17 protein-coding genes are annotated in these 18,143 nt (G+C 62.7%); 9 read left to right on the top strand and 8 right to left on the bottom strand.

Annotation, left to right across the window (positions count from 1 at the left end):
• Nucleotides 1-37: 37 nt before the first annotated feature.
• The 4 genes from ACFSOZ_RS35500 to ACFSOZ_RS35485 all read right to left on the bottom strand — a co-directional run bounded on the left by ACFSOZ_RS35500 (nucleotide 38) and on the right by ACFSOZ_RS35485 (nucleotide 3,375).
• A complete protein-coding gene (locus ACFSOZ_RS35500; protein ID WP_379105979.1) occupies nucleotides 38-985 on the bottom strand; it encodes a cytochrome c in 948 nt (315 codons plus the stop codon).
• A 9-nt stretch (nucleotides 986-994) separates the two neighbouring features.
• On the bottom strand, nucleotides 995-1,432 hold the full coding sequence (locus tag ACFSOZ_RS35495) for a c-type cytochrome (RefSeq protein ID WP_379105977.1): 438 nt from the start codon (nucleotides 1,430-1,432) through the stop codon (nucleotides 995-997).
• 292 nt (nucleotides 1,433-1,724) lie between these two features.
• Nucleotides 1,725-2,321: a superoxide dismutase gene (locus ACFSOZ_RS35490; protein WP_056563640.1), complete on the bottom strand. Its 597-nt coding sequence runs from the start codon at nucleotides 2,319-2,321 to the stop codon at nucleotides 1,725-1,727.
• Between the two features lie 175 nt (nucleotides 2,322-2,496).
• Nucleotides 2,497-3,375, bottom strand: coding sequence for a branched-chain amino acid aminotransferase (locus ACFSOZ_RS35485; protein ID WP_379105975.1), 879 nt, complete (start codon nucleotides 3,373-3,375; stop codon nucleotides 2,497-2,499).
• Between the two features lie 155 nt (nucleotides 3,376-3,530).
• Here ACFSOZ_RS35485 and ACFSOZ_RS35480 point away from each other — a divergent pair, with 155 nt between their 5' ends.
• Together ACFSOZ_RS35480 and ACFSOZ_RS35475 are read left to right on the top strand one after the other, a co-directional pair.
• The gene (locus ACFSOZ_RS35480) at nucleotides 3,531-4,193 is read left to right on the top strand and encodes a haloacid dehalogenase type II (protein WP_379105973.1); all 663 of its coding nucleotides are present in this window, start codon (nucleotides 3,531-3,533) and stop codon (nucleotides 4,191-4,193) included.
• A gap of 173 nt (nucleotides 4,194-4,366) precedes the next feature.
• Entirely contained in the window at nucleotides 4,367-5,194 is an 828-nt protein-coding gene (locus ACFSOZ_RS35475; protein WP_379105971.1) for a L,D-transpeptidase, read from the top strand.
• A gap of 35 nt (nucleotides 5,195-5,229) precedes the next feature.
• On the opposite strand, the gene ACFSOZ_RS35470 is transcribed toward ACFSOZ_RS35475, so the two are convergent.
• Entirely contained in the window at nucleotides 5,230-6,777 is a 1,548-nt protein-coding gene (locus tag ACFSOZ_RS35470) for a helicase HerA-like C-terminal domain-containing protein (protein ID WP_379105969.1), read from the bottom strand.
• A 354-nt stretch (nucleotides 6,778-7,131) separates the two neighbouring features.
• Here ACFSOZ_RS35470 and ACFSOZ_RS35465 point away from each other — a divergent pair, with 354 nt between their 5' ends.
• Together ACFSOZ_RS35465 and scpA are read left to right on the top strand one after the other, a co-directional pair.
• Nucleotides 7,132-8,574 (top strand): methylmalonyl-CoA mutase subunit beta, encoded by a 1,443-nt coding sequence (locus tag ACFSOZ_RS35465; protein WP_379105967.1) that lies wholly within the window; start codon nucleotides 7,132-7,134, stop codon nucleotides 8,572-8,574.
• Nucleotides 8,571-10,694, top strand: a complete 2,124-nt coding sequence (scpA, locus tag ACFSOZ_RS35460) for a methylmalonyl-CoA mutase (protein ID WP_379105965.1) — start codon at nucleotides 8,571-8,573, stop codon at nucleotides 10,692-10,694. The genes ACFSOZ_RS35465 and scpA overlap by 4 nt, the downstream gene beginning before the upstream one ends.
• Nucleotides 10,695-10,858: 164 nt before the next feature.
• Here scpA and greA read toward each other — a convergent pair whose 3' ends face one another.
• Nucleotides 10,859-11,332 carry a transcription elongation factor GreA gene (gene greA / locus ACFSOZ_RS35455; RefSeq protein ID WP_379105963.1) on the bottom strand — a complete coding sequence of 158 codons (474 nt, stop codon included), beginning with the start codon at nucleotides 11,330-11,332 and terminating at the stop codon, nucleotides 10,859-10,861.
• Nucleotides 11,333-11,453: 121 nt separating this feature from the next.
• On the opposite strand from greA, the gene ACFSOZ_RS35450 reads away from it, so the two are divergent.
• On the top strand, nucleotides 11,454-12,830 hold the full coding sequence (locus ACFSOZ_RS35450) for a TIGR03808 family TAT-translocated repetitive protein (RefSeq protein ID WP_379105960.1): 1,377 nt from the start codon (nucleotides 11,454-11,456) through the stop codon (nucleotides 12,828-12,830).
• 99 nt (nucleotides 12,831-12,929) lie between these two features.
• A complete protein-coding gene (locus ACFSOZ_RS35445) occupies nucleotides 12,930-13,982 on the top strand; it encodes a flavin reductase family protein (protein WP_379105958.1) in 1,053 nt (350 codons plus the stop codon).
• A 2-nt stretch (nucleotides 13,983-13,984) separates the two neighbouring features.
• On the opposite strand, the gene ACFSOZ_RS35440 is transcribed toward ACFSOZ_RS35445, so the two are convergent.
• Nucleotides 13,985-14,830: a LysR family transcriptional regulator gene (locus tag ACFSOZ_RS35440; protein WP_379105956.1), complete on the bottom strand. Its 846-nt coding sequence runs from the start codon at nucleotides 14,828-14,830 to the stop codon at nucleotides 13,985-13,987.
• Between the two features lie 173 nt (nucleotides 14,831-15,003).
• On the opposite strand from ACFSOZ_RS35440, the gene ACFSOZ_RS35435 reads away from it, so the two are divergent.
• Genes ACFSOZ_RS35435 through ACFSOZ_RS35425 form a run of 3 tightly spaced genes read left to right on the top strand, consistent with a single transcriptional unit; the run spans nucleotide 15,004 to nucleotide 17,113 of the window.
• Nucleotides 15,004-16,089 carry an amidohydrolase family protein gene (locus ACFSOZ_RS35435; protein ID WP_379105954.1) on the top strand — a complete coding sequence of 362 codons (1,086 nt, stop codon included), beginning with the start codon at nucleotides 15,004-15,006 and terminating at the stop codon, nucleotides 16,087-16,089.
• Complete coding sequence (locus tag ACFSOZ_RS35430) at nucleotides 16,089-16,463, top strand: Rieske (2Fe-2S) protein (protein ID WP_379105953.1); 375 nt, start codon at nucleotides 16,089-16,091, stop codon at nucleotides 16,461-16,463. Before ACFSOZ_RS35435 ends, ACFSOZ_RS35430 begins: the two co-directional genes overlap by 1 nt.
• 26 nt (nucleotides 16,464-16,489) lie before the next feature.
• Nucleotides 16,490-17,113: an HD domain-containing protein gene (locus ACFSOZ_RS35425; RefSeq protein WP_379105951.1), complete on the top strand. Its 624-nt coding sequence runs from the start codon at nucleotides 16,490-16,492 to the stop codon at nucleotides 17,111-17,113.
• Between the two features lie 10 nt (nucleotides 17,114-17,123).
• Here the strand turns inward: ACFSOZ_RS35425 and ACFSOZ_RS35420 are convergent, their stop codons facing one another.
• The gene (locus tag ACFSOZ_RS35420; RefSeq protein ID WP_379105949.1) at nucleotides 17,124-18,128 is read right to left on the bottom strand and encodes an asparaginase; all 1,005 of its coding nucleotides are present in this window, start codon (nucleotides 18,126-18,128) and stop codon (nucleotides 17,124-17,126) included.
• Nucleotides 18,129-18,143: the final 15 nt, after the last annotated feature.

The raw sequence follows: 18,143 nt of genomic DNA, 5'->3' as shown, positions 1-18,143 counted from the left end.
GTTATCCCAGACCGCTGCGCGGTTTGGACGAGGTGGATCACTTCGCCTTCTTGCGCGCCGGATAGCCGTTTGGATGCGGCGGTACCGCCTTGAGGTAGGCGGCGATCGCCGCGCGATCCCCCGCGGTCAGTTCGGCCATGTTCCTCTGCACGTCGACCATCGCGCCGCCGACGGAATCGAAACCGGGCGTGAAGCCGGTTTCGAGGTAATTGGCGATGTCGGCTTCAGACCAGTTGCCGATGCCGCCCTCGCCCGAAGTGACGTTCGGTACGACGCCGCTGCCTTCGGCGGCCACGGCACCCGCCAGCCACTCGGTCTTCTTCGTGCCGCCCGCAAAGTCGCGCGGCGTGTGGCATTCGCCACAGTGACCCGGGCCTTCGACCAGATAGCGGCCGGCGATCACCGGGGCAGGCGTGCCTTCGGCGAGCGAAATGACCGGCTGATCGCTGAGATAAAGCAGTTTCCAAAGGCCGATGCCGCGGCGGATGTTGAACGGGAACGTCAGCGAATTGCCAGGCGCCTTGCCGGCGACGGCCGGCAGCGTCTTCAGGAAGGCATAGAGATCGGCAATGTCGGCCGGTTTCATGCGTGCGTAGGACGCATAGGGAAATGCCGGATAAAAATGCTCGCCCGAGGGCGACACCCCCTTCAGCATGGCATTGGCGAGGTCCTCCACCGACCACGCGCCAATGCCGTCCTTGGGGTCCTGCGAAATGTTGGGCGGCACGAAGATACCGAACGGCGTCTTGAGTTCGAGGCCGCCGACGAGCGCGAGCCGCGCCTCGCCCTGCGAACCCAGCTTTGCATGGCAGGAGGTGCAGCCGCCGGCATAGAAAATACGCTTGCCCCTGGCCGCGTCGCCAGGGCCGAGCTTGGCCAGGGTCTCACTGTCGAGCCTTGCCGGCGCTGACAGGACCCACCCGGCAACCGCGCCGACGCCGCCCAGAACGACGAGGGCGCCGACGAGTTTTTTCAGCCAGGGCATTGCCCGCTATCAGCCTTTCTTCACCCGGTAGGTCTGGTGGCAGGTGCCGCAATTGGACGCGATGGCGCCAAATTGCGTCTTCAGCGTATCGACGTCCGCGGGAGCGGCAGCGGTCGCTGCCTTGACGTCGGCGATATATTTGTCGTTGGTCGCCTTGAAGCCGGCCATGTCTTCCCAGATCTTCGGCGACGCCGTGGTATCGCCCGTGTCGCTGCCCGCCGGAAACAACGCGTCGACGTCGATTTTCTCGGCATTCGCCTGCAAGGCCTGCAGTGCGGTCAGCACAGCGGCGGCATCAAAGGGGTCCTCGCCCTTGACCACTTTCGACAGGCCGCCGACGATCTTTCCACGCTCCTTCATCAGAGCCTGCCGATCGAGGATCGGGTCGGCAAAAGCCGCCGAACCCGCGAGTGCGAGCATTGAGATGGCGATGACAAGCTTTCTCATTCATTTGGCTCCATGATGAAGGCATTTGGGGGATGAAGGCATTTCGGGACTGGACGTTAACGGATGCGGCGGGTGGAATATTCCCTTCTCCCCGGAAGATTTTTCCGGACTTCAACGGTACGAGGCCCCGACGCGGAATAAAGAAAAAGCCCCGGGATGCCGGGGCTTTTCTGCAGATCGATCAGGACATCAAACGCGTCCTGTCCAGACGGACTCCAAAGACGCGGTTTGAACCTTTGTTTTCGTCCCTGTCGTCGTCCCAAAACCGCTGCGCACTTTTGGGCGACATGCATCAGGCCTTTTCGTACAATTCGAGCACGTGATCCCAGTTGATCAGGCTGTCGACGAAAGCCTCGAGATATTTCGGCCGGGCGTTGCGATAGTCGATGTAATAGGAGTGCTCCCAGACGTCGACGCCAAGGATCGGCGACGCGCCATGGACGAGCGGGTTCTCGCCATTCGGCGTCTTCGAGATCGCCAGCTTGCCGTCCTTGACCGAGACCCAGGCCCAGCCGGAGCCGAACTGCGTCGTGCCGGCGGCGATGAAATCGGCCTTGAACTTGTCGTAGCCGCCGAGATCGCTGTCGAATGCCTTCTGCAGGGCGCCCGGCAGCTTGTTGCCGCCGCCGCCCTTCTTCATCCACTTCCAGAAATGGATGTGGTTGTAGTGCTGGGCAGCGTTGTTGAAGAGGCCGGCATTCTTGCCGAACGACTGCTTGACCACCTCTTCGACCGACAGATCGCCCAGGCCAGCCTCGGCGGCCAGCTTGTTGCCGTTGTCGACATAGGCCTTGTGGTGCTTGTCGTGGTGATATTCCAGCGTCTCTTTCGACATGTAAGGCTGCAAGGCCTCATAGTCGTAAGGCAGAGCGGGCAATTCAAAAGCCATGGGTAGTACTCCCTCGTGGAAAATCCGGTGTCGATACCGGATTAAGATAGGTCTGGATTGAGCTGGAACAACTCCGGAATGAAGCGCCAGTTCCCTTTCTAAGCGGGTTGCGGAAAACTGTCACACGGTTTTCCGACAACGACCCTTGCAGCGACAAAAGGCCATGCCGGGCGCGTCAGCCGGCCGACGTCGAATGCGCCCAATCCCAATAGAGCTCGCGTGCCTTCTTGGCCACCGGCCCGGGTTGCAGATTGCGATCCTCGATGCGCGTGATCGGCACCACCTTGGAATGGTTTCCTGTCGAAAAGATCTCGTCCGCTTCGAGGAAATCCCGTATCGACAGCGTCTTTTCGGTGGTCTTGAAGCCATACTCACCCAGCAGCGTCATCGTGCGCGAGCGGGTGATGCCGGACAGGAAAGTGCCGTTCGGCGCGGGCGTCATCACATGGCCATCCTTGACCAGGAAGATGTTCGAGGTTCCGGTCTCGGCGACGTTGCCCAGCATATCGAGCACCAGCGCGTTGTCGAACCCGCGCATCTTGGCTTCGAGAATGGCGCGGCCGTTGTTGGGGTAAAGGCAGCCGGCCTTGGCGTTGGTCGGCATGGTTTCGATGGTCGGGCGCCGGAACGGTGACACGCTCACCGAAAAACCGGTCGGCGGGATCATCGGCGATTCATAGAGGCAAAGGCAAAAACGGGTCGATGCGGGATCGGCCGGCACGCCCATATAGCCGCCATGCTCGGCCCAATACATCGGCCTGATGTAGACGGCGGTCTTGCCGTCGAACTTCTTCAACCCGTCCCAGGTCAGCCCAACGATCTTGTCGGCGGTCATGGACGGCTTAAGGCCGAGCGCAATCGCCGAAGAATTCACCCTGGCGGCATGACGCGCGAGGTCGGGTGCCACGCCTTCGAACCAGCGGCCGCCGTCGAACACGCTGGTGCCAAGCCACATGGCGTGGCTGCGCGGCCCCAGAATGGCGACATTGCCCTCATGCCAGTCACCATCGACAAAAGTCCATGTCGCGGATAGTGCCGCAGCCGCCAGTGTCATCGCTTTGTTCCGTTCCAGTCGATCTCGTGTCACAGCATTGGAAGATGCTTTGGCGGGCGCCGTCAACCGGCATCGAGGAGTTTTGTTGAGGCCAGCGGCGAGTGCGGTGCAATCAAAGCTTGCACCTTGTCGCGCCTCGCCTCAAAACTGTTGCCATGCAATACGCCGCCTATGTTTTCGACGCCTATGGCACACTGTTCGACGTGCATGCCGCCGTGCGCCGTCATGCCGATCAGATCGGGCCGGACGGCCAATTGCTGTCCGAAATCTGGCGCGCCAAGCAGCTCGAATATTCCTGGGTGCGCACGCTGATGGGCGCCTATGCCGATTTCTGGCAGCTGACCGAACAGGCGCTCGACTTCGCCTTGCGCAAGGTCCCCTCGGCCGATCCCGGCCTCAAGGCGAAATTGCTGGACGCATACTGGCGGCTCGATTGCTATCCGGAAGTGCCAGCCGTGCTCAAGGCGCTCAAGGCTTCGGGAGCGAAACTGGCGATCCTGTCCAACGGTTCGCCCGAAATGCTGCAGGCGGCGGTCAAATCCGCCGCGCTCGACCAGGTTCTGGACGACATCTATTCCGTCGACACGGTGCGGCGCTTTAAGACCGATCCGGCGGTCTACGACATGGCCACAACCGGCTGGCGCCTCTACCCCAGTGCGGTTTCCTTCCAGTCCTCCAATCGCTGGGACATTGCCGGTGCGACCAAATTCGGCTTCCGCACGGTCTGGATCAACCGTGCCAACCAGCCGGAAGAGTACCGGGACTTTCCACCGGCCCTGATCCTGCCGTCGCTCGAAGCACTGGTGCCTGGCAGCTAGGTTGCAAACCTGTGTCTCTGGCGCCACAGTGGCAGCGCAGTCACAGCTTCGCCTTTGTTTGTCCACGTTCGAGCCAGAATCGGAACCGCCTATCGCGCCGGGTGTTGTCAGACACCCACGCAGCGGTCGGCGTTTCACGCTTTGTTGCGATTTGAGACCTAAAGAAGGCAACCATGTCCATAACCGAAATCGAATCCTATCGCCTGAGCCGTCGCGGCTTTCTCAACGCCGCTGCATTGGGCGCCGCTTCGATTGCGGTTTCCGCATGTGCCACCACCGGACCGGGACCGGTCGAGCCGCCGCCGCCAACCTATGCCGAGCCGCCCCTGCCCGACTATGCGACCATGTACGCAGCCGTCAGCGATGGCGGCTTCGACCTTCCGGCCATACCGTTCGAGAAGATCGATCCGCAGTTCCTGCGCCAGATCGTTCCCGATCCGACGGGTCAGAAGCCCGGCACCCTCGTCGTCGATACGACCGGGCACCACCTCTATCTGGTGCGCCCGGGCGGCCAGGCGATCCGCTACGGCGTCGGCCTCGGCCGCGCCGGCTTCGAATGGTCCGGCGACGCCGTCGTCCAGTGGAAGCAGAAGTGGCCGAAGTGGACGCCGCCGGATGAAATGATCGCCCGGCAGCCGGAACTGAAACCGTACAGCGCCGACAATGGCGGCATGCCCGGCGGACTGAAGAACCCCCTCGGGGCGCGCGCGCTCTATCTGTTCCAGGGCAATGTGGACACACTCTACCGCCTGCACGGTTCGCCAGAATGGCAGTCGATCGGCAAGTCGGTCTCGTCGGGCTGCGTTCGCTTCATGAACCAGGACATTATCGATCTCTATGATCGCGTGCCCTCGAAGAGCCCGGTTATCGTTACCGCCGATATCAATCAGCCGATGGTGGCGGCGACGGGCAATCGCCGGGCTATCCCGATCGACGCCGGCGTGCCGGACGGATCGATCCTGCTCGGGCCGTTGAAAGAGATCACCAACTCGATCTTCTGATCTGCGAGGCAACGGCAGCGCCGCTGCATCGAGCCTTACCGCCCTCTCGACAGACTGCCGAGAATGCCGCGTACGATGGCGCGGCCGACCGACGAGCCGACCGATCGAACCACCGACTTGATCGCCGCCTCGGCCACCGTCTGGCGATTGGACGGGCGCGGTGCCGGCGCACGCCTGCCACCTGGTTGCGGTGCCGGATCGTCATTGCCGAAGCCGGGAATGGTCCAGCGCGAGCCGCCGCTGCCGGCCTGTTGCGCCCGTTCTTCGGCGTCCTGCGCCTCCCTGGCCTTTTTCTCCAGCATCTCGAAAGCCGATTCGCGATCGACGACCTGATCGTACTGGCCGGCGACCGGGCTTGCCTGGATCAGCTTGCGGCGCTCGTCAGGCGTGATCGGGCCGAGGCGCGAGGATGGCGGGCGGATCAGCGTCCGCTGCACCATGGACGGAACACCCTTGGTTTCAAGCGTGGAAACCAGCGCCTCGCCGGTGCCCAGCTGGGTGATCGCGGTGGCGCAATCGAAGTCGGGATTCGGCCTGAAGGTTTCGGCCGCGGTCTTCACCGCCTTCTGCTCGCGCGGCGTATAGGCGCGCAAGGCGTGCTGCACCCGGTTGCCGAGCTGGGCGAGAACGGTTTCGGGAACATCCAGCGGGTTTTGCGTGACGAAATAGACGCCGACGCCCTTCGAGCGGATCAGGCGGACAACCTGCTCGACGCGGTCGATCAGCACCTTCGGCGCGTCCTCGAACAGCAGATGCGCCTCATCGAAGAAGAACACCAGCTTCGGCTTGTCGGGATCGCCGACTTCCGGCAGCACCTCGAACAGCTCCGACATCAGCCACAACAGGAAGGTCGCGTAGAGCCGCGGATTCATCATCAGCTTGTCGGCGGCAAGCACGCTGATGGCGCCTCGCCCGTCACGGGTGGTGCGCATGATGTCGGCGATGCGCAGCGCCGGCTCGCCGAAGAAATGCGCCGCACCCTGCTGCTCCAGAACCAGCAGGGTGCGCTGGATGGCTCCCACGGACGGTTTCGTCACATTGCCGTAGCGCGAGCCGAGCTCGTCGGCGCGCTCGGCGATGTTGGACAGCAGCGCCTGCAGGTCCTTCATGTCGAGCAGCAGCAGGCCCTCCTCGTCCGCCAGGCGGAAGGCGATGTTCATGACGCCTTCCTGCGCCTCGGTCAGGTTCATCAGACGCGACAAAAGCAACGGCCCCATTTCGGAAACGGTGGCGCGGATCGGATGGCCCTGCTCGCCGAACAGGTCCCAGAAAATGACCGGGAATTCCTGGAAGTCGTAGGGGTCGAGCTTGACCTGTTCAGCCCGATTGACCAGGAAATCCTGCGCCGTGCCCATCATGGCGATGCCGGACAGATCGCCCTTGATGTCGGCGCAAAACACCGGCACGCCGGCGTTGGAAAATCCTTCGGCCAGAATCTGCAAGCTGACGGTCTTGCCGGTGCCGGTGGCGCCGGTCACCAGGCCGTGACGGTTGCCATATTGCAGCAACAGGTGCTCGGCACGCTGATAGCTGTCGTCCGGCTTGCGGCTGGCGCCGATGAAAATACTGGTGTCGTCAGCCATATGTCCGGTCTCCGCAAACTGATGTGTTTAAAGCCAGTGGCCTTGCCGCAGGTATAGTGAGGCCGTTGCACAGCGACAATGCCGATTGTCCAAAACGGGGCCAATCGTCCAAAACGGGACCAATCGTCCAAAACGGGGCCAATCGTCCAGATCGGGCCAATGGTCGAAATCGGCTTTTTGGAACTTGCGGATTTTGTCGGCGTTTGGCAATCGTTCATGGTTCGTCCATGCAGGCTACCTATATCTGATGGATTGAATTCCGACCCTGAAAGCGCATTGCATTGCGATATCGGACCGGGAACCGTAGACTGAATTGCTCCAGGCTGGTGCGGTCGCATGAAACGAGGAATACGGATGGGCGCCGGAGCCTTGACCCAGGACGTTGAACCAGAGAATGCCGAGCGCCAGCGATGGCTGGCCCTGGCGGAAAAGGCGTTGGCCGGCGCATCCTTCGAGGAAAAGCTGGTCTCCCATACCGACGACAACATCCGCATCGAACCGCTCTACGAGCGCAGCATCGCAGCCGAACCGACCGTGCGCGCAAACCCGAAATCGCCCTGGATCGTCAGCCAGCGCATTGATGATCCAGATATCGACCGCGCCAGGGCGCAGGCCCTGGAGGACGTGGCGCAAGGCGCGACGGGATTGTCGCTTGTCTTCGAAGGAGCGCCGAACGCGTTCGGCTACGGCCTGCCGAGGACGGCGCAGGCGCTGGAGACAGTGCTGGACGGTGTGCCGCTCAACCGCATCCAGGTCCGCATCGATGCCCATCCCTGGAGCCGCGCCGTGGCTGACTGGCTGGTGGCGTTCTTGGGCAAGCGCCGTTCGGACCCGGCGAAGCTCAACCTCTCCTTCGGCATCGATCCGGCGGCGATCTTCGCCGGAACCGGCCGGCTGCGCATGTCGATCGAGGCTCTGCAGGCGTCGATGCCGCAATCGCTGGCGCATTTCTTCTCGATGGGCGTTCCGGGCGTGCTGCTGGAGGCGGACGGGCGTGTGTTCCACAACGCCGGCGCCACGGAAGCGCAGGAGCTCGGCATCATGCTGGCCTCGGCTGTCTCCTATCTCAGAATGTTCGAGACGGCGCGGCAGCCGCTTGTCTATGCCGCACCCCATATCGGCTTCGCGCTCAGCGTCGACCAGGATCAGTTTCTGTCGGTAGCCAAGGTGCGGGCGCTGCGCAGGCTCTGGGCACGGCTGCAGGAGGCCTGTTCGATCCCCAATACCACGGCCAATATCCATGCCGAGACGTCGTTTCGCATGATGACGGCCATGGACCCGGAGACCAACATCCTGCGCACCACAATTGCCTGCTTTGCGGCGGCATCTGGCGGTGCCGATTCGATCTCCATCCTGCCGCATACGATCGCACATGGCTTGCCGGCGGGTTTTGCGCGTCGTGTTGCCCGCAACACGCAGCTGATCATGGCCAATGAAAGCCATATCGATCATGTTGCCGATCCTGCCTATGGGTCCGGCGCGGTCGAAGCGCTGACCGCGGAACTGTGCGAGATGGCCTGGGTGGAATTGCAGACAATCGAGGCCGAGGGCGGCGTCTTGTCGAGCCTTCGGGACGGACATATCCAGCAGCGCGTTCACGCCGCGGCGGCGCGGCGCAACTCAGCCTACCAGGCAGGTGAGCGGACCATCATCGGCACCACGCTCTACCCGTCGAAGAGCGAACGCCCGGTCGAGACGCTGGCAGCGGAACGGCGGCCTGCTTTCACCGAAGGCGTTGCCGTCTGCGAACCCCTGTTTCCGGCCCGTATCGACCAATCGATCGGAGCCGCCTCTTGATCCCTGATTTCAGCCAGATCGGCTGGGTGCCGCCACGCCGCATCTCCGTCGAGGTCAAAGGCCAGCGGACGACGCCGGAAGGCCTTGTCGCCAAGCATCTGTACAATCAAAGCGACCTCAAGGGGTTGCCGCATCTCGACACCTATCCGGGCCTGCCGCCCTTCGTGCGCGGCCCCTACCCGACCATGTATGTCCAGCAACCCTGGACGATCCGGCAATATGCCGGCTTCTCGACGGCGGAGGAGTCCAACGCTTTCTACCGGCGCAATCTTGCCGCGGGCCAGAAGGGGCTGTCGGTCGCCTTCGATCTCGCCACGCATCGTGGTTATGACAGCGACCATCCGCGCGTCGCCGGCGACGTCGGCATGGCGGGCGTCGCCATCGATTCCATCCTCGACATGCGCCAGCTGTTCGACGGCATTCCGCTCGGCGACATGACGGTGTCGATGACGATGAATGGCGCGGTGCTGCCGATCATGGCGCTCTACATCGTCGCGGCGGAAGAACAGGGCGTTGCGCAGAAGGATCTCGCCGGGACCATTCAGAACGACATTCTGAAGGAGTTCATGGTCCGCAACACCTACATCTATCCGCCGAAGCCCTCGATGCGGATCGTCTCGGACATATTCTCGTACACGTCGAAGAACATGCCGAAGTTCAATTCGATATCGATCTCCGGCTACCACATGCAGGAGGCCGGCGCGACGGCCGACCTGGAGCTCGCCTATACGATCGCCGACGGCATCGAATATGCCCGCGCCGGCGTTGCGGCCGGCCTCGATATCGACCGCTTTGCGCCGCGCCTGTCCTTCTTCTGGGCGATCGGCATGAACTTCTTCATGGAAGTCGCCAAACTGAGAGCCGCGCGCCTGTTGTGGGCGACCCTGATGAAGAAGAATTTTTCGCCCAAGGACGAACGCTCACTGTCGCTGCGCACCCATTGCCAGACCTCGGGCTGGTCGCTGACGGCACAGGACCCCTACAACAACATCATCCGCACCATGATCGAGGCGATGGCGGCGACACAGGGCCACACCCAGTCGCTGCACACCAATTCCTTCGACGAAGCGATGGCGCTGCCGACCGACCATTCGGCGCGGATCGCCCGCAACACGCAGCTCATCCTGCAGAAGGAATCCGGCACCACGCGCATCATCGACCCGTGGGGCGGTTCGGCCTATCTCGAGCGGCTGACGCATGATCTGGCGGCGCGCGCGCTTGCCCATATCGAGGAGATCGAGGCGCTCGGCGGCATGGCCGCCGCGACCGAACAAGGCATTCCCAAGCTGCGCATCGAGGAAGCCGCTGCCCGCACGCAGGCGCGCATCGATTCCGGCGAGCAGATGCTGGTCGGCGTCAATGCGCATCGCCCCGGGACCGACATTGAGGTCGACGTGCTGAAGATCGACAATGCCGAAGTCAGGGCGCGGCAATTGTCGAAACTGCAACGCCTGAAAGGCACGCGCGATGTCGGCGCGGTCGAGAGCGCGCTCGATGCGCTGACCCGTGCCGCGCAGGGCAATGAAAACCTGCTGGAGTTCGCCATCCGCGCCGCGCGCGCCAATGCCACGGTCGGCGAAATCTCGTTCGCCTTGGAAAGAACCTTTGGCCGCCATGTTGCGACGGTGCAGACCATTTCCGGCGTTTATCGCAAGGCACTCGGCGACAATTCCGTGGTCGACGGGCTGCAGGACAAGCTCGAAGCCTTTGAGAAGAAAACCGGCGGCAAACCGCGCATTCTCGTTGCCAAGATGGGACAGGACGGCCACGACCGTGGGCAGAAAGTCATCGCCACGGCCTTCGCCGATCTCGGCTTCGACGTCACCGTCGGGGCGATGTTCCAGACACCGGATGAGATCGCCAGGCTGGCGGTCGCGCAGGACGTCCATGTCATCGGCGCCTCGTCACTGGCGGCGGGACACCTGACGCTCATTCCCGAACTGCGCGACGCGCTGAAAAAGCTCGGCCACGGCGATATGCTGATCGTCGCCGGCGGCGTCATCCCGCCACAGGACTACGACGCGGTGCTGCAGGCGGGTGCGGCGGAAATTTTCCCACCGGGCACGGTCATTCCGGACGCGGCGGATCGCTTGCTGGACCGGCTGCTGGCCGCCGGTTAAACACTGCTGCATAACCGAAGAGGTTGCGCTATGATCAGCGTTGCAACCGGGATGCGGCACCGTTCGATCGGCAGATGAAGGCTGCCCGTGAGGTCATGGACGCTCGCCAAATGCCAATCGCGCGTACCAGATGTGAGACGTGCGCGTACCAGATGTGAGACGCTCTAGCTGTCCGACAGCTTGACGATTTCCCATTCCTTGCCGTTGACGCTTGCCACGTCGCCGACCTTCTTGCCGAACAGGGCAACGGCCATCGGCGACACGTGGGAAATCGTGCCCTTGGCCGGATCGGCCTCATCCTCGCCGACGATTTTCCAGTGCACCTTCCTGCCGTCATCGGCCTCGAGCGTGGCGCCCATGCCGAAGCGCACAAGATCGCTGCCCGGTTCCGGCACCGACAACTCGGCGCTTTCGCGCCGGGCGGTCCAATAGCGCAGGTCGCGCGACACGACCGCGATGCGCTCGCGGTCTGCCTTCCTTTCGGCTTTGGCCAGTATGTCGCGCAGATCGGCCAGATTCTCCTCGATCATCGCCAGGCCGCGCTCCGTCACCAGGTTGCGGTGTTGGCTGATCGGCCGCTCGCCGACGCCGGCAATGGCGTTTTCGCTGTCTTCCTCGCGGGTGAAAGCTCTGCTCATTCCTTGAACTTAGGCGCGGAGAGGCTGCTCGACAAGCCATTGTCGCTTGCCCTGGAAAGGAGAGACAAACGTCTGGCACGATTCCTGCGGTGTCGAGGTTGAACGCCAGGACCCTGTGCCGATGTTGAACAGACGAACGCTGCTAACCGGAACCGCCGGCTTTGCCGTCATGGGCCTCTCGCTTGGCAGGGCGGCGGCCGCCAGCCTGACCGGCATCGAGAAAGCCTCGATGCGCGGTTCGATCAACGCGACCGAACTTGGCGTCTCACCTGGCACCTTCGACGATCAGAGCAAGGCCTTCGCCAAGCTGCTGCGTGATGCGAACGATCGCGACATGCCGGTGTTCCTGCCGCCCGGCACCTATGTGGTGTCCAACCTCTCGCTGCCTGGCCGCGTGCGTCTTTCCGGCGTGCCGGGCGCAACGCGGATCGTCTATGGCGGCGATGGCCACCTGTTCATGGCCGAGCAGGCCGACCATATCGAACTCAGCGGGCTGGTCTTCGATGGCAGCAACCGCTCGATGGGCGACTACGCGCAAGGGCTGCTCGATCTGCGTCGGGTCGCGCACCTCGTCGTCGACAATTGCCAGATAACCGGCAGCGGCAAGAACGGATTGGCGCTGGAACACGCGGCGGGCCGGGTCGAGCGCTCGGAGATATCGGGGGCTGCCGATGCCGGCATCTATTCGGTCGAGGCCGGCGGGCTGGCGATCACGGGCAACACCATTTCCGACTGCGCCAATGGCGGCATCCTGGTGCACCGCTGGCAGGCGGCGGAAGACGGCACCATGGTCACCGGCAACCGCGTCGAGCGCATCCAGGCGCGCAGTGGCGGAACCGGGCAGAACGGCAACGGCATCAACGCCTTCCGCGCCGGCAATGTCGTCATCTCGGGCAACATCGTGTCCGATTGCGCCTTTTCGGCGATCCGCGCCAACAGCGCCAGCAATCTGCAGATATCAGGCAACACCTGCTCGCGCTCGGGCGAGACCGCGGTCTATTCCGAATTCTCATTCGAAGGCGCCATCATCAGCAACAACATCGTCGACGGCGCCGCCAATGGCATCTCGATCGTCAACTTCAACGAAGGTGGCCGCATGGGTGTCTGCTCGGGCAACATCGTGCGCAATCTGTCGACCAGCGGCCCCTACCCCGCCGACCCGCCCGGCTTTGGCGTCGGCATCGGCGTCGAGGCCGACACCACCGTTTCCAACAATGTCATCGAGAACGCACCGCTCTATGGCATACAGATCGGCTGGGGGCCGTACCTGCGCAATGTCGTGGCCACCAGCAACATCATCCGCAAGGCTGGAACCGGCATCGTCGTCAGCGTGGTCGAAGGCGCCGGCACGGCCGTCATATCGGACAACGTCATCGACGGCGCGCCGAATGGCGCCGTTGTCGGCCAGCGCTGGGCCGAGCCAGCGACAGGCGACCTGACGTCATTGGACAGCACCGGCTATACGCACCTGACCGTGGAGCGCAATCACGCCAGCTAGAGATGGCCTGAACGCTTTTGGCGATCAATGAGGCGCGAGGACGAGACCGCCTGATCTGTTAAGACGGCTCGATTTCCGTTCCTTCAAGGTCATGGCCAAATGAGCGTCGAGGCTGTTCCCACCGACACAAGATCGCCACAGGGCACTTTGCACCCTTGCGTCTGCACCGACCGGATTCAGGAAACCGGCGATGTCGTCACCCTGGTTTTCCGGCGGGCAGATGGTCGCAAATTCAGTTTCCTTGCCGGCCAGTTCGTTGCGATCCGCTTCTTCTGGTGCGGACAGGCCTACTCCCGGGTGTTCACCATTGCATCGCCGCCGACCCGGCCCGAACGCATAGCCTTGACAATCAAGGTGGCAGCGGACGGCAAGGCGACGCGCATCCTGCACGACCATGTCGGCGAAGGCTGCCCGGTCGAGATCGGCGAGCCCGGCGGCGACTTCACGCTGGGGGACCGCGCCATCGACAAGGCGCTGTTTCTTTGCGCCGGCAGCGGCATCACGCCGTTGATGTCGATGGTCCGAGCACTACATGATGCCGGCAGGGACCCGGACATCACGTTTATCCAATGCGCGCGCACACCGGGCGACATCCTTTTCGGTCACGAACTGCGCATGCTGTCCGAAAACATGACGAAGTTGCGGGTCGAAACGGTGTGCAGCCAAACGTCCGACTTCGACGAACACCGCAGTGCCGGACGGTTGGACATGACGCGGCTGGCCCGGCTTGTTCCGGACGCGGGAGCCCGCACCGCCTTCCTGTGCGGGCCGGCAGGCTTCATGCAGGCGATGCGTCGTCACCTGCTTGATCTCGGCATTCCAGCCGGGCGGATTTTCGAGGAAGCCTTTGGCGCCGTGCCACCGACCACAAGCAAGGTCTCTCCAGGCGCGAAGGCCGCTGTCACCTTCGTGCGCTCCGGCGTCCACTGTGAGGCCAACGACAATGCAACGATCCTGGACCTGGCCGAGGCCGCCGGTGTCTGTCTCGACACGTCGTGCCGGATGGGCGTGTGCGGCACCTGCAAGGCCAGGCTGCTTGAGGGCGAAGTCGACATGGACGACATGGGCGGGCTGTCGGAGATGGAGCGCCAGCACGGCTTCATCCTGGCCTGCTGCAGCACGCCAAAAGGAAACATCGCGGTCGACCTCTAATTCTACGCGGTCATCAGTTTGAGCGCCTTGAGCAGGCGGACATGCGTGTGGGAATGATGGTGCCTGACATGCACGGCCGAATAGATGGGATGTGAGATCTTCGGCGCATCGGCAACGAGTTGTGCCACACCCTCCTGCCGCAATTTCGTCGCCACCGTTTCGGTGACGAAGGCGGTGCCGCCCCGGCTTCGCAGCAGATAGGCAACCGCGCCGCCATTGCCCGTCGATACGGGGCTGTTTTCCAGTTCCGGCAGCATCTGCTTGTGGGCGCGATTGAAGAAGGCCGAATAATTGGCGCGGATGTAGTCCGTCGGCACGACCTCGCCGAAGGCAACGCGGTGCGTCGAAACCATGACGAAATTCTCCTCGGCGATCTGCTCGTAGTGCATGTCCGGAAGATGCTGCGGCGAATAGAGCACCGCCAGATCGAGGCTACCGGTGGTCAGATCGAGGATCATCTGGTTGGAGTAGTCGATCTCGACATAGATCGCGAGCTTGGGCATCGTCGCCCGCACCCATTCCAGCCACCCTTCCAGCACGCGTTCGTAGAGCTCGAACTGGATACCGATGCGGATCAGGCGGTCGAACTTGCCGACCGACTGGATTTCGCGGCGGGCGTCGAGCCAGCGCAGTCTGACCGCGCGCGCATGTTGCTCGAACCTCAGGCCGGCGACGGTCGGCTCCGTGCCGCTCTTGCTGCGGATGAAGAGCTGCTTTTCCAGCAGCGCCTCAAGCGTGCGGATGCGGCTCGAAACGGTCGACTGGGTGATGCCAAGGCGTTCCGCTGTCCTGTTGAAGTTGCGGGTTTCGATCAGGTCAAGGAACGTGTCCAGCAGTTCGATCTGCATCTCGGCATCCAGCGCAAGAAATTCCCGCAACGGCTAACGCTTTTCAGGCCGGCCCGGCAACAGGTAATCGGATTCTTCGATTAACATCTCGCCCCCGGCTGCGTTGCCGGACCTGCCGTCGAAGCGCACGGTTGTTTCATCTTCCACGCCACCCCTCCTGGCAGGTGACATCCATGTTCATCGTCGACACCGACGTCCACAACTACTGGTCCAGCGCCGAGGTTCTGCTTCCCTATCTCGAGCCCTATTGGCGTGACTTCCTGGTTCGCGGCGAAAAGCCGGGCCCAACGGGAAGTTTCCCGCATGGCCATCGTCCATGGCTGCATCCTGAAGGTTTCTCGCGGCATGACATCAAGCCGCAAACCGAAGAGGACAACTACCTGATCATGAAGGAGAAGCACCTCGATCTCTACGATATCGACGTGGCTATCCTCACCGCGGACGAGCCATTGGAAGCCTCGACGCTGGCCAACTACCACTACGCCAACGCGCTGGTGAAGGCCTACAACGACTACATGATTGACTGGTGGCTGCCCAAGGACAGGCGCTTCAAGGGATCGATCATTATTTCGCCGACCGATCCGCACGGTGCCGCGGCCGAAATCCGGCGCCTTGGCGGCCACAAGGACATTGTCCAGGTTCTGGCGAGCCACGGCTCGCAACGCCCCTATGGCGATCCGTTCTATCACCCGATCTTCAAGGCCTGCGCCGAAGTCGGGCTGCCCTTCGCCATCCATTTCGGCGGCCAGGGCGGCGTGAACCACAATGCCGTTGCGAGCGGGCCGACGACCTATTACTGGGAAACGCACGCTTTGCTCAGCCAGCCTGCGATGACCCATGTCGTCAGCATGATTTCCAACGGCGTGTTCGAGAAATACCCCGACCTCTATTTCGTCGTCATCGAATGCGGCGTGTCGTGGGTGCCTTCGCTGATGTGGCGGCTCGATGCCAACTTCAAGGCGTTGCGCAAGGAGACACCGTGGCTGAAGATGCTGCCGTCGGAATATTGCCGCCGCAACATCCGCTTCAGCACCCAGCCGCTCGAACAGCCGCAGAATGTCAGGCATCTGTGGGAGACGTTGGAGCACATGGATGGCCAGAACACACTGCTTTTCGCGTCCGACTATCCGCATTGGGATTTCGACGCGCCGACCAATCTCCACATCCCATCGGCTTGGCGCGACAAGGTGATGGGATTGAACGCGCTTGAGGTCTACAAGCGCATCGAGGCTCCCACCGCTTCCGCGAAGGTTGCGTGATGAACATTGCGGCAGCTCAAAGCCGAGCCTTCGCCTGCAAGGTCGGGGACGTTGCAGCCGGACAGCCAAAAATCGTTACAATCGGCCGGATGAGCGTGGGCATATTCCTCCTCGACGACGGCTATGCCGCCCTGCTCAACATCTGTCCGCATAGGGCAGGTCAGCTTTGCTTGGGCCCGGTATCCGGTACGACCCGGCAGACCGACCGGGCGGAATTCGTCTACGAGCGCGCCGGAGAGCTCATTCGCTGTGCCTGGCACGGATGGGAGTTCGACATCCGATCGGGCAAATGTCTGGTCGACGAAAAGCTCAAAGCGCGGACCTTTCCCGTCCATATCGACGGGGATGACATCTATCTCGAAATGGGTCGCTGACCGCCTCAGACATTGGAGGTTTGACAATGGAAACCGTGAAGTTCACCCAGATGAAGGATGGCGACCGCGAGGATTATGCCTTCCTGACCGAACACGAAACCGAATATGCCTCCGGCACCGCCGACCGGCTGCTGGCGGCCATGGTCGAACTCGACAAATCGCTGTCAGGCTACAAGGTTACGCGGCTCGGTCATTCGCTGCAGGCCGCCACGCGCGCCTGGAATGCCGGCGCCGACATAGACTGGGTGGTGTCGGCGCTGCTGCACGACATCGGCGATATCTACGCTCCCTATAATCACGACGAATACGCTGCCGCCATCATACGACCGTTCGTGCGCGAACAATGCGCCTGGGTGGTCGAGAAGCATGGCGATTTCCAGCTCATCTATTATGGCGAGCATGTCGGGGCCAATCCGCACAAGCGGGACGCGTTCCGGGAAAGCGCCTATTTCGATGACTGCGCGGAGTTCTGCGAAAAATGGGACCAGTCGAGCTTTAACCCGAACTATTCGACCCGGCCGCTGGAATTCTTCTCGCCGATGGTGACGGAAGTCTTCGCCCGCAAGAGCTATGATCCAGCTGTAGTCAGAGCCAACCAACGGGAAGCCATGTCGAACTCCGCGCTCGCTGCAGCACGCTCGGCGATCTAGACCCTGCTCTTCAGCCGAGGGCGGCGGTGGGCCTCAGCGCCCCGACCTTGGCGCCAATCCGGCTTTCGATCGGTGCGTTGGCCAGTTCAAGCAGCTTCGCCGCCACGGCCTCGTCGGCGTGCAGCAGCCTGGCAATGACGGCGGCAATCATGGCTTCGCCAGCGCGGGGGGCACCATCATCGCATTTCAGCGCAATGCCGAGGCCAAGCTCGGGGAGCGCCGCGCAATAGACGCCTTCGGCGCCGCCCTTCGCAAAAATCCGCCCGGGTGCAGCCTCCATCAAGGCGACATCGGCGCGGCCGGTACCGGCGACGAAGAACGGTTCTGCCATGCAGGCGATCAGCAACCGCCTCGCAGCCTTGGCCCGCTCGGGACCAAAACCATTTGTCGTGGCCATGCGGGCAAAGCCGAGGGCGAAGCTCCTGAGCGGCACCGCGTAGGTCGGGATCGAGCAGCCATCGGTCGCCCGTTCATCGGCACCATGGACAGCGCCCGTGACCGCTTGCATGGCGTCGCGCACCATCTCCTGCAAGGCGTGCTCCGGCCGAACATATCCACGGTGGGCAATGCCCGCGTGGACGCAGGTGCAGAGGAAGCCGGAATGCTTGCCGGAGCAATTGTTGTGCAACGCGTTCGGCGAACCGCCGGCGCGGGCAAGCGAAATCTCCGCGTCGTGATTGGAGGGCCAATGCCCACCGCATTCGAGTGCGGAGCCGTCCAGTCCGGCCTTGGCCAGCATGGATCGCGCCAGTTCGACATGCGCGGGCTCGCTTGAATGGGAGGCACAGGCAAGCGCCAGTTCGCGGTTGCCAAAGCCATAGGCATCCGCCGTGCCGCTTTCGACCAGCGGCAATGCCTGGATGGCCTTGACCGCCGAACGCGGAAACACCGGCCTCGACGTGTCGCCGATTTCCCAGACCGGCTTGCCATCGGCGTCGAAGACCGCGACAGCACCACGGTGGGCGCTCTCGACGATCGCGCCGCGCAAGACTTCGATCAGAACCGGATTTGTCATGTCACCTCCCTAGCG

The organism is Mesorhizobium newzealandense (assembly GCF_042682145.1).
Taxonomy (GTDB): domain Bacteria; phylum Pseudomonadota; class Alphaproteobacteria; order Rhizobiales; family Rhizobiaceae; genus Mesorhizobium; species Mesorhizobium newzealandense.
This window is presented reverse-complemented; position numbering and strand designations above follow the sequence as displayed.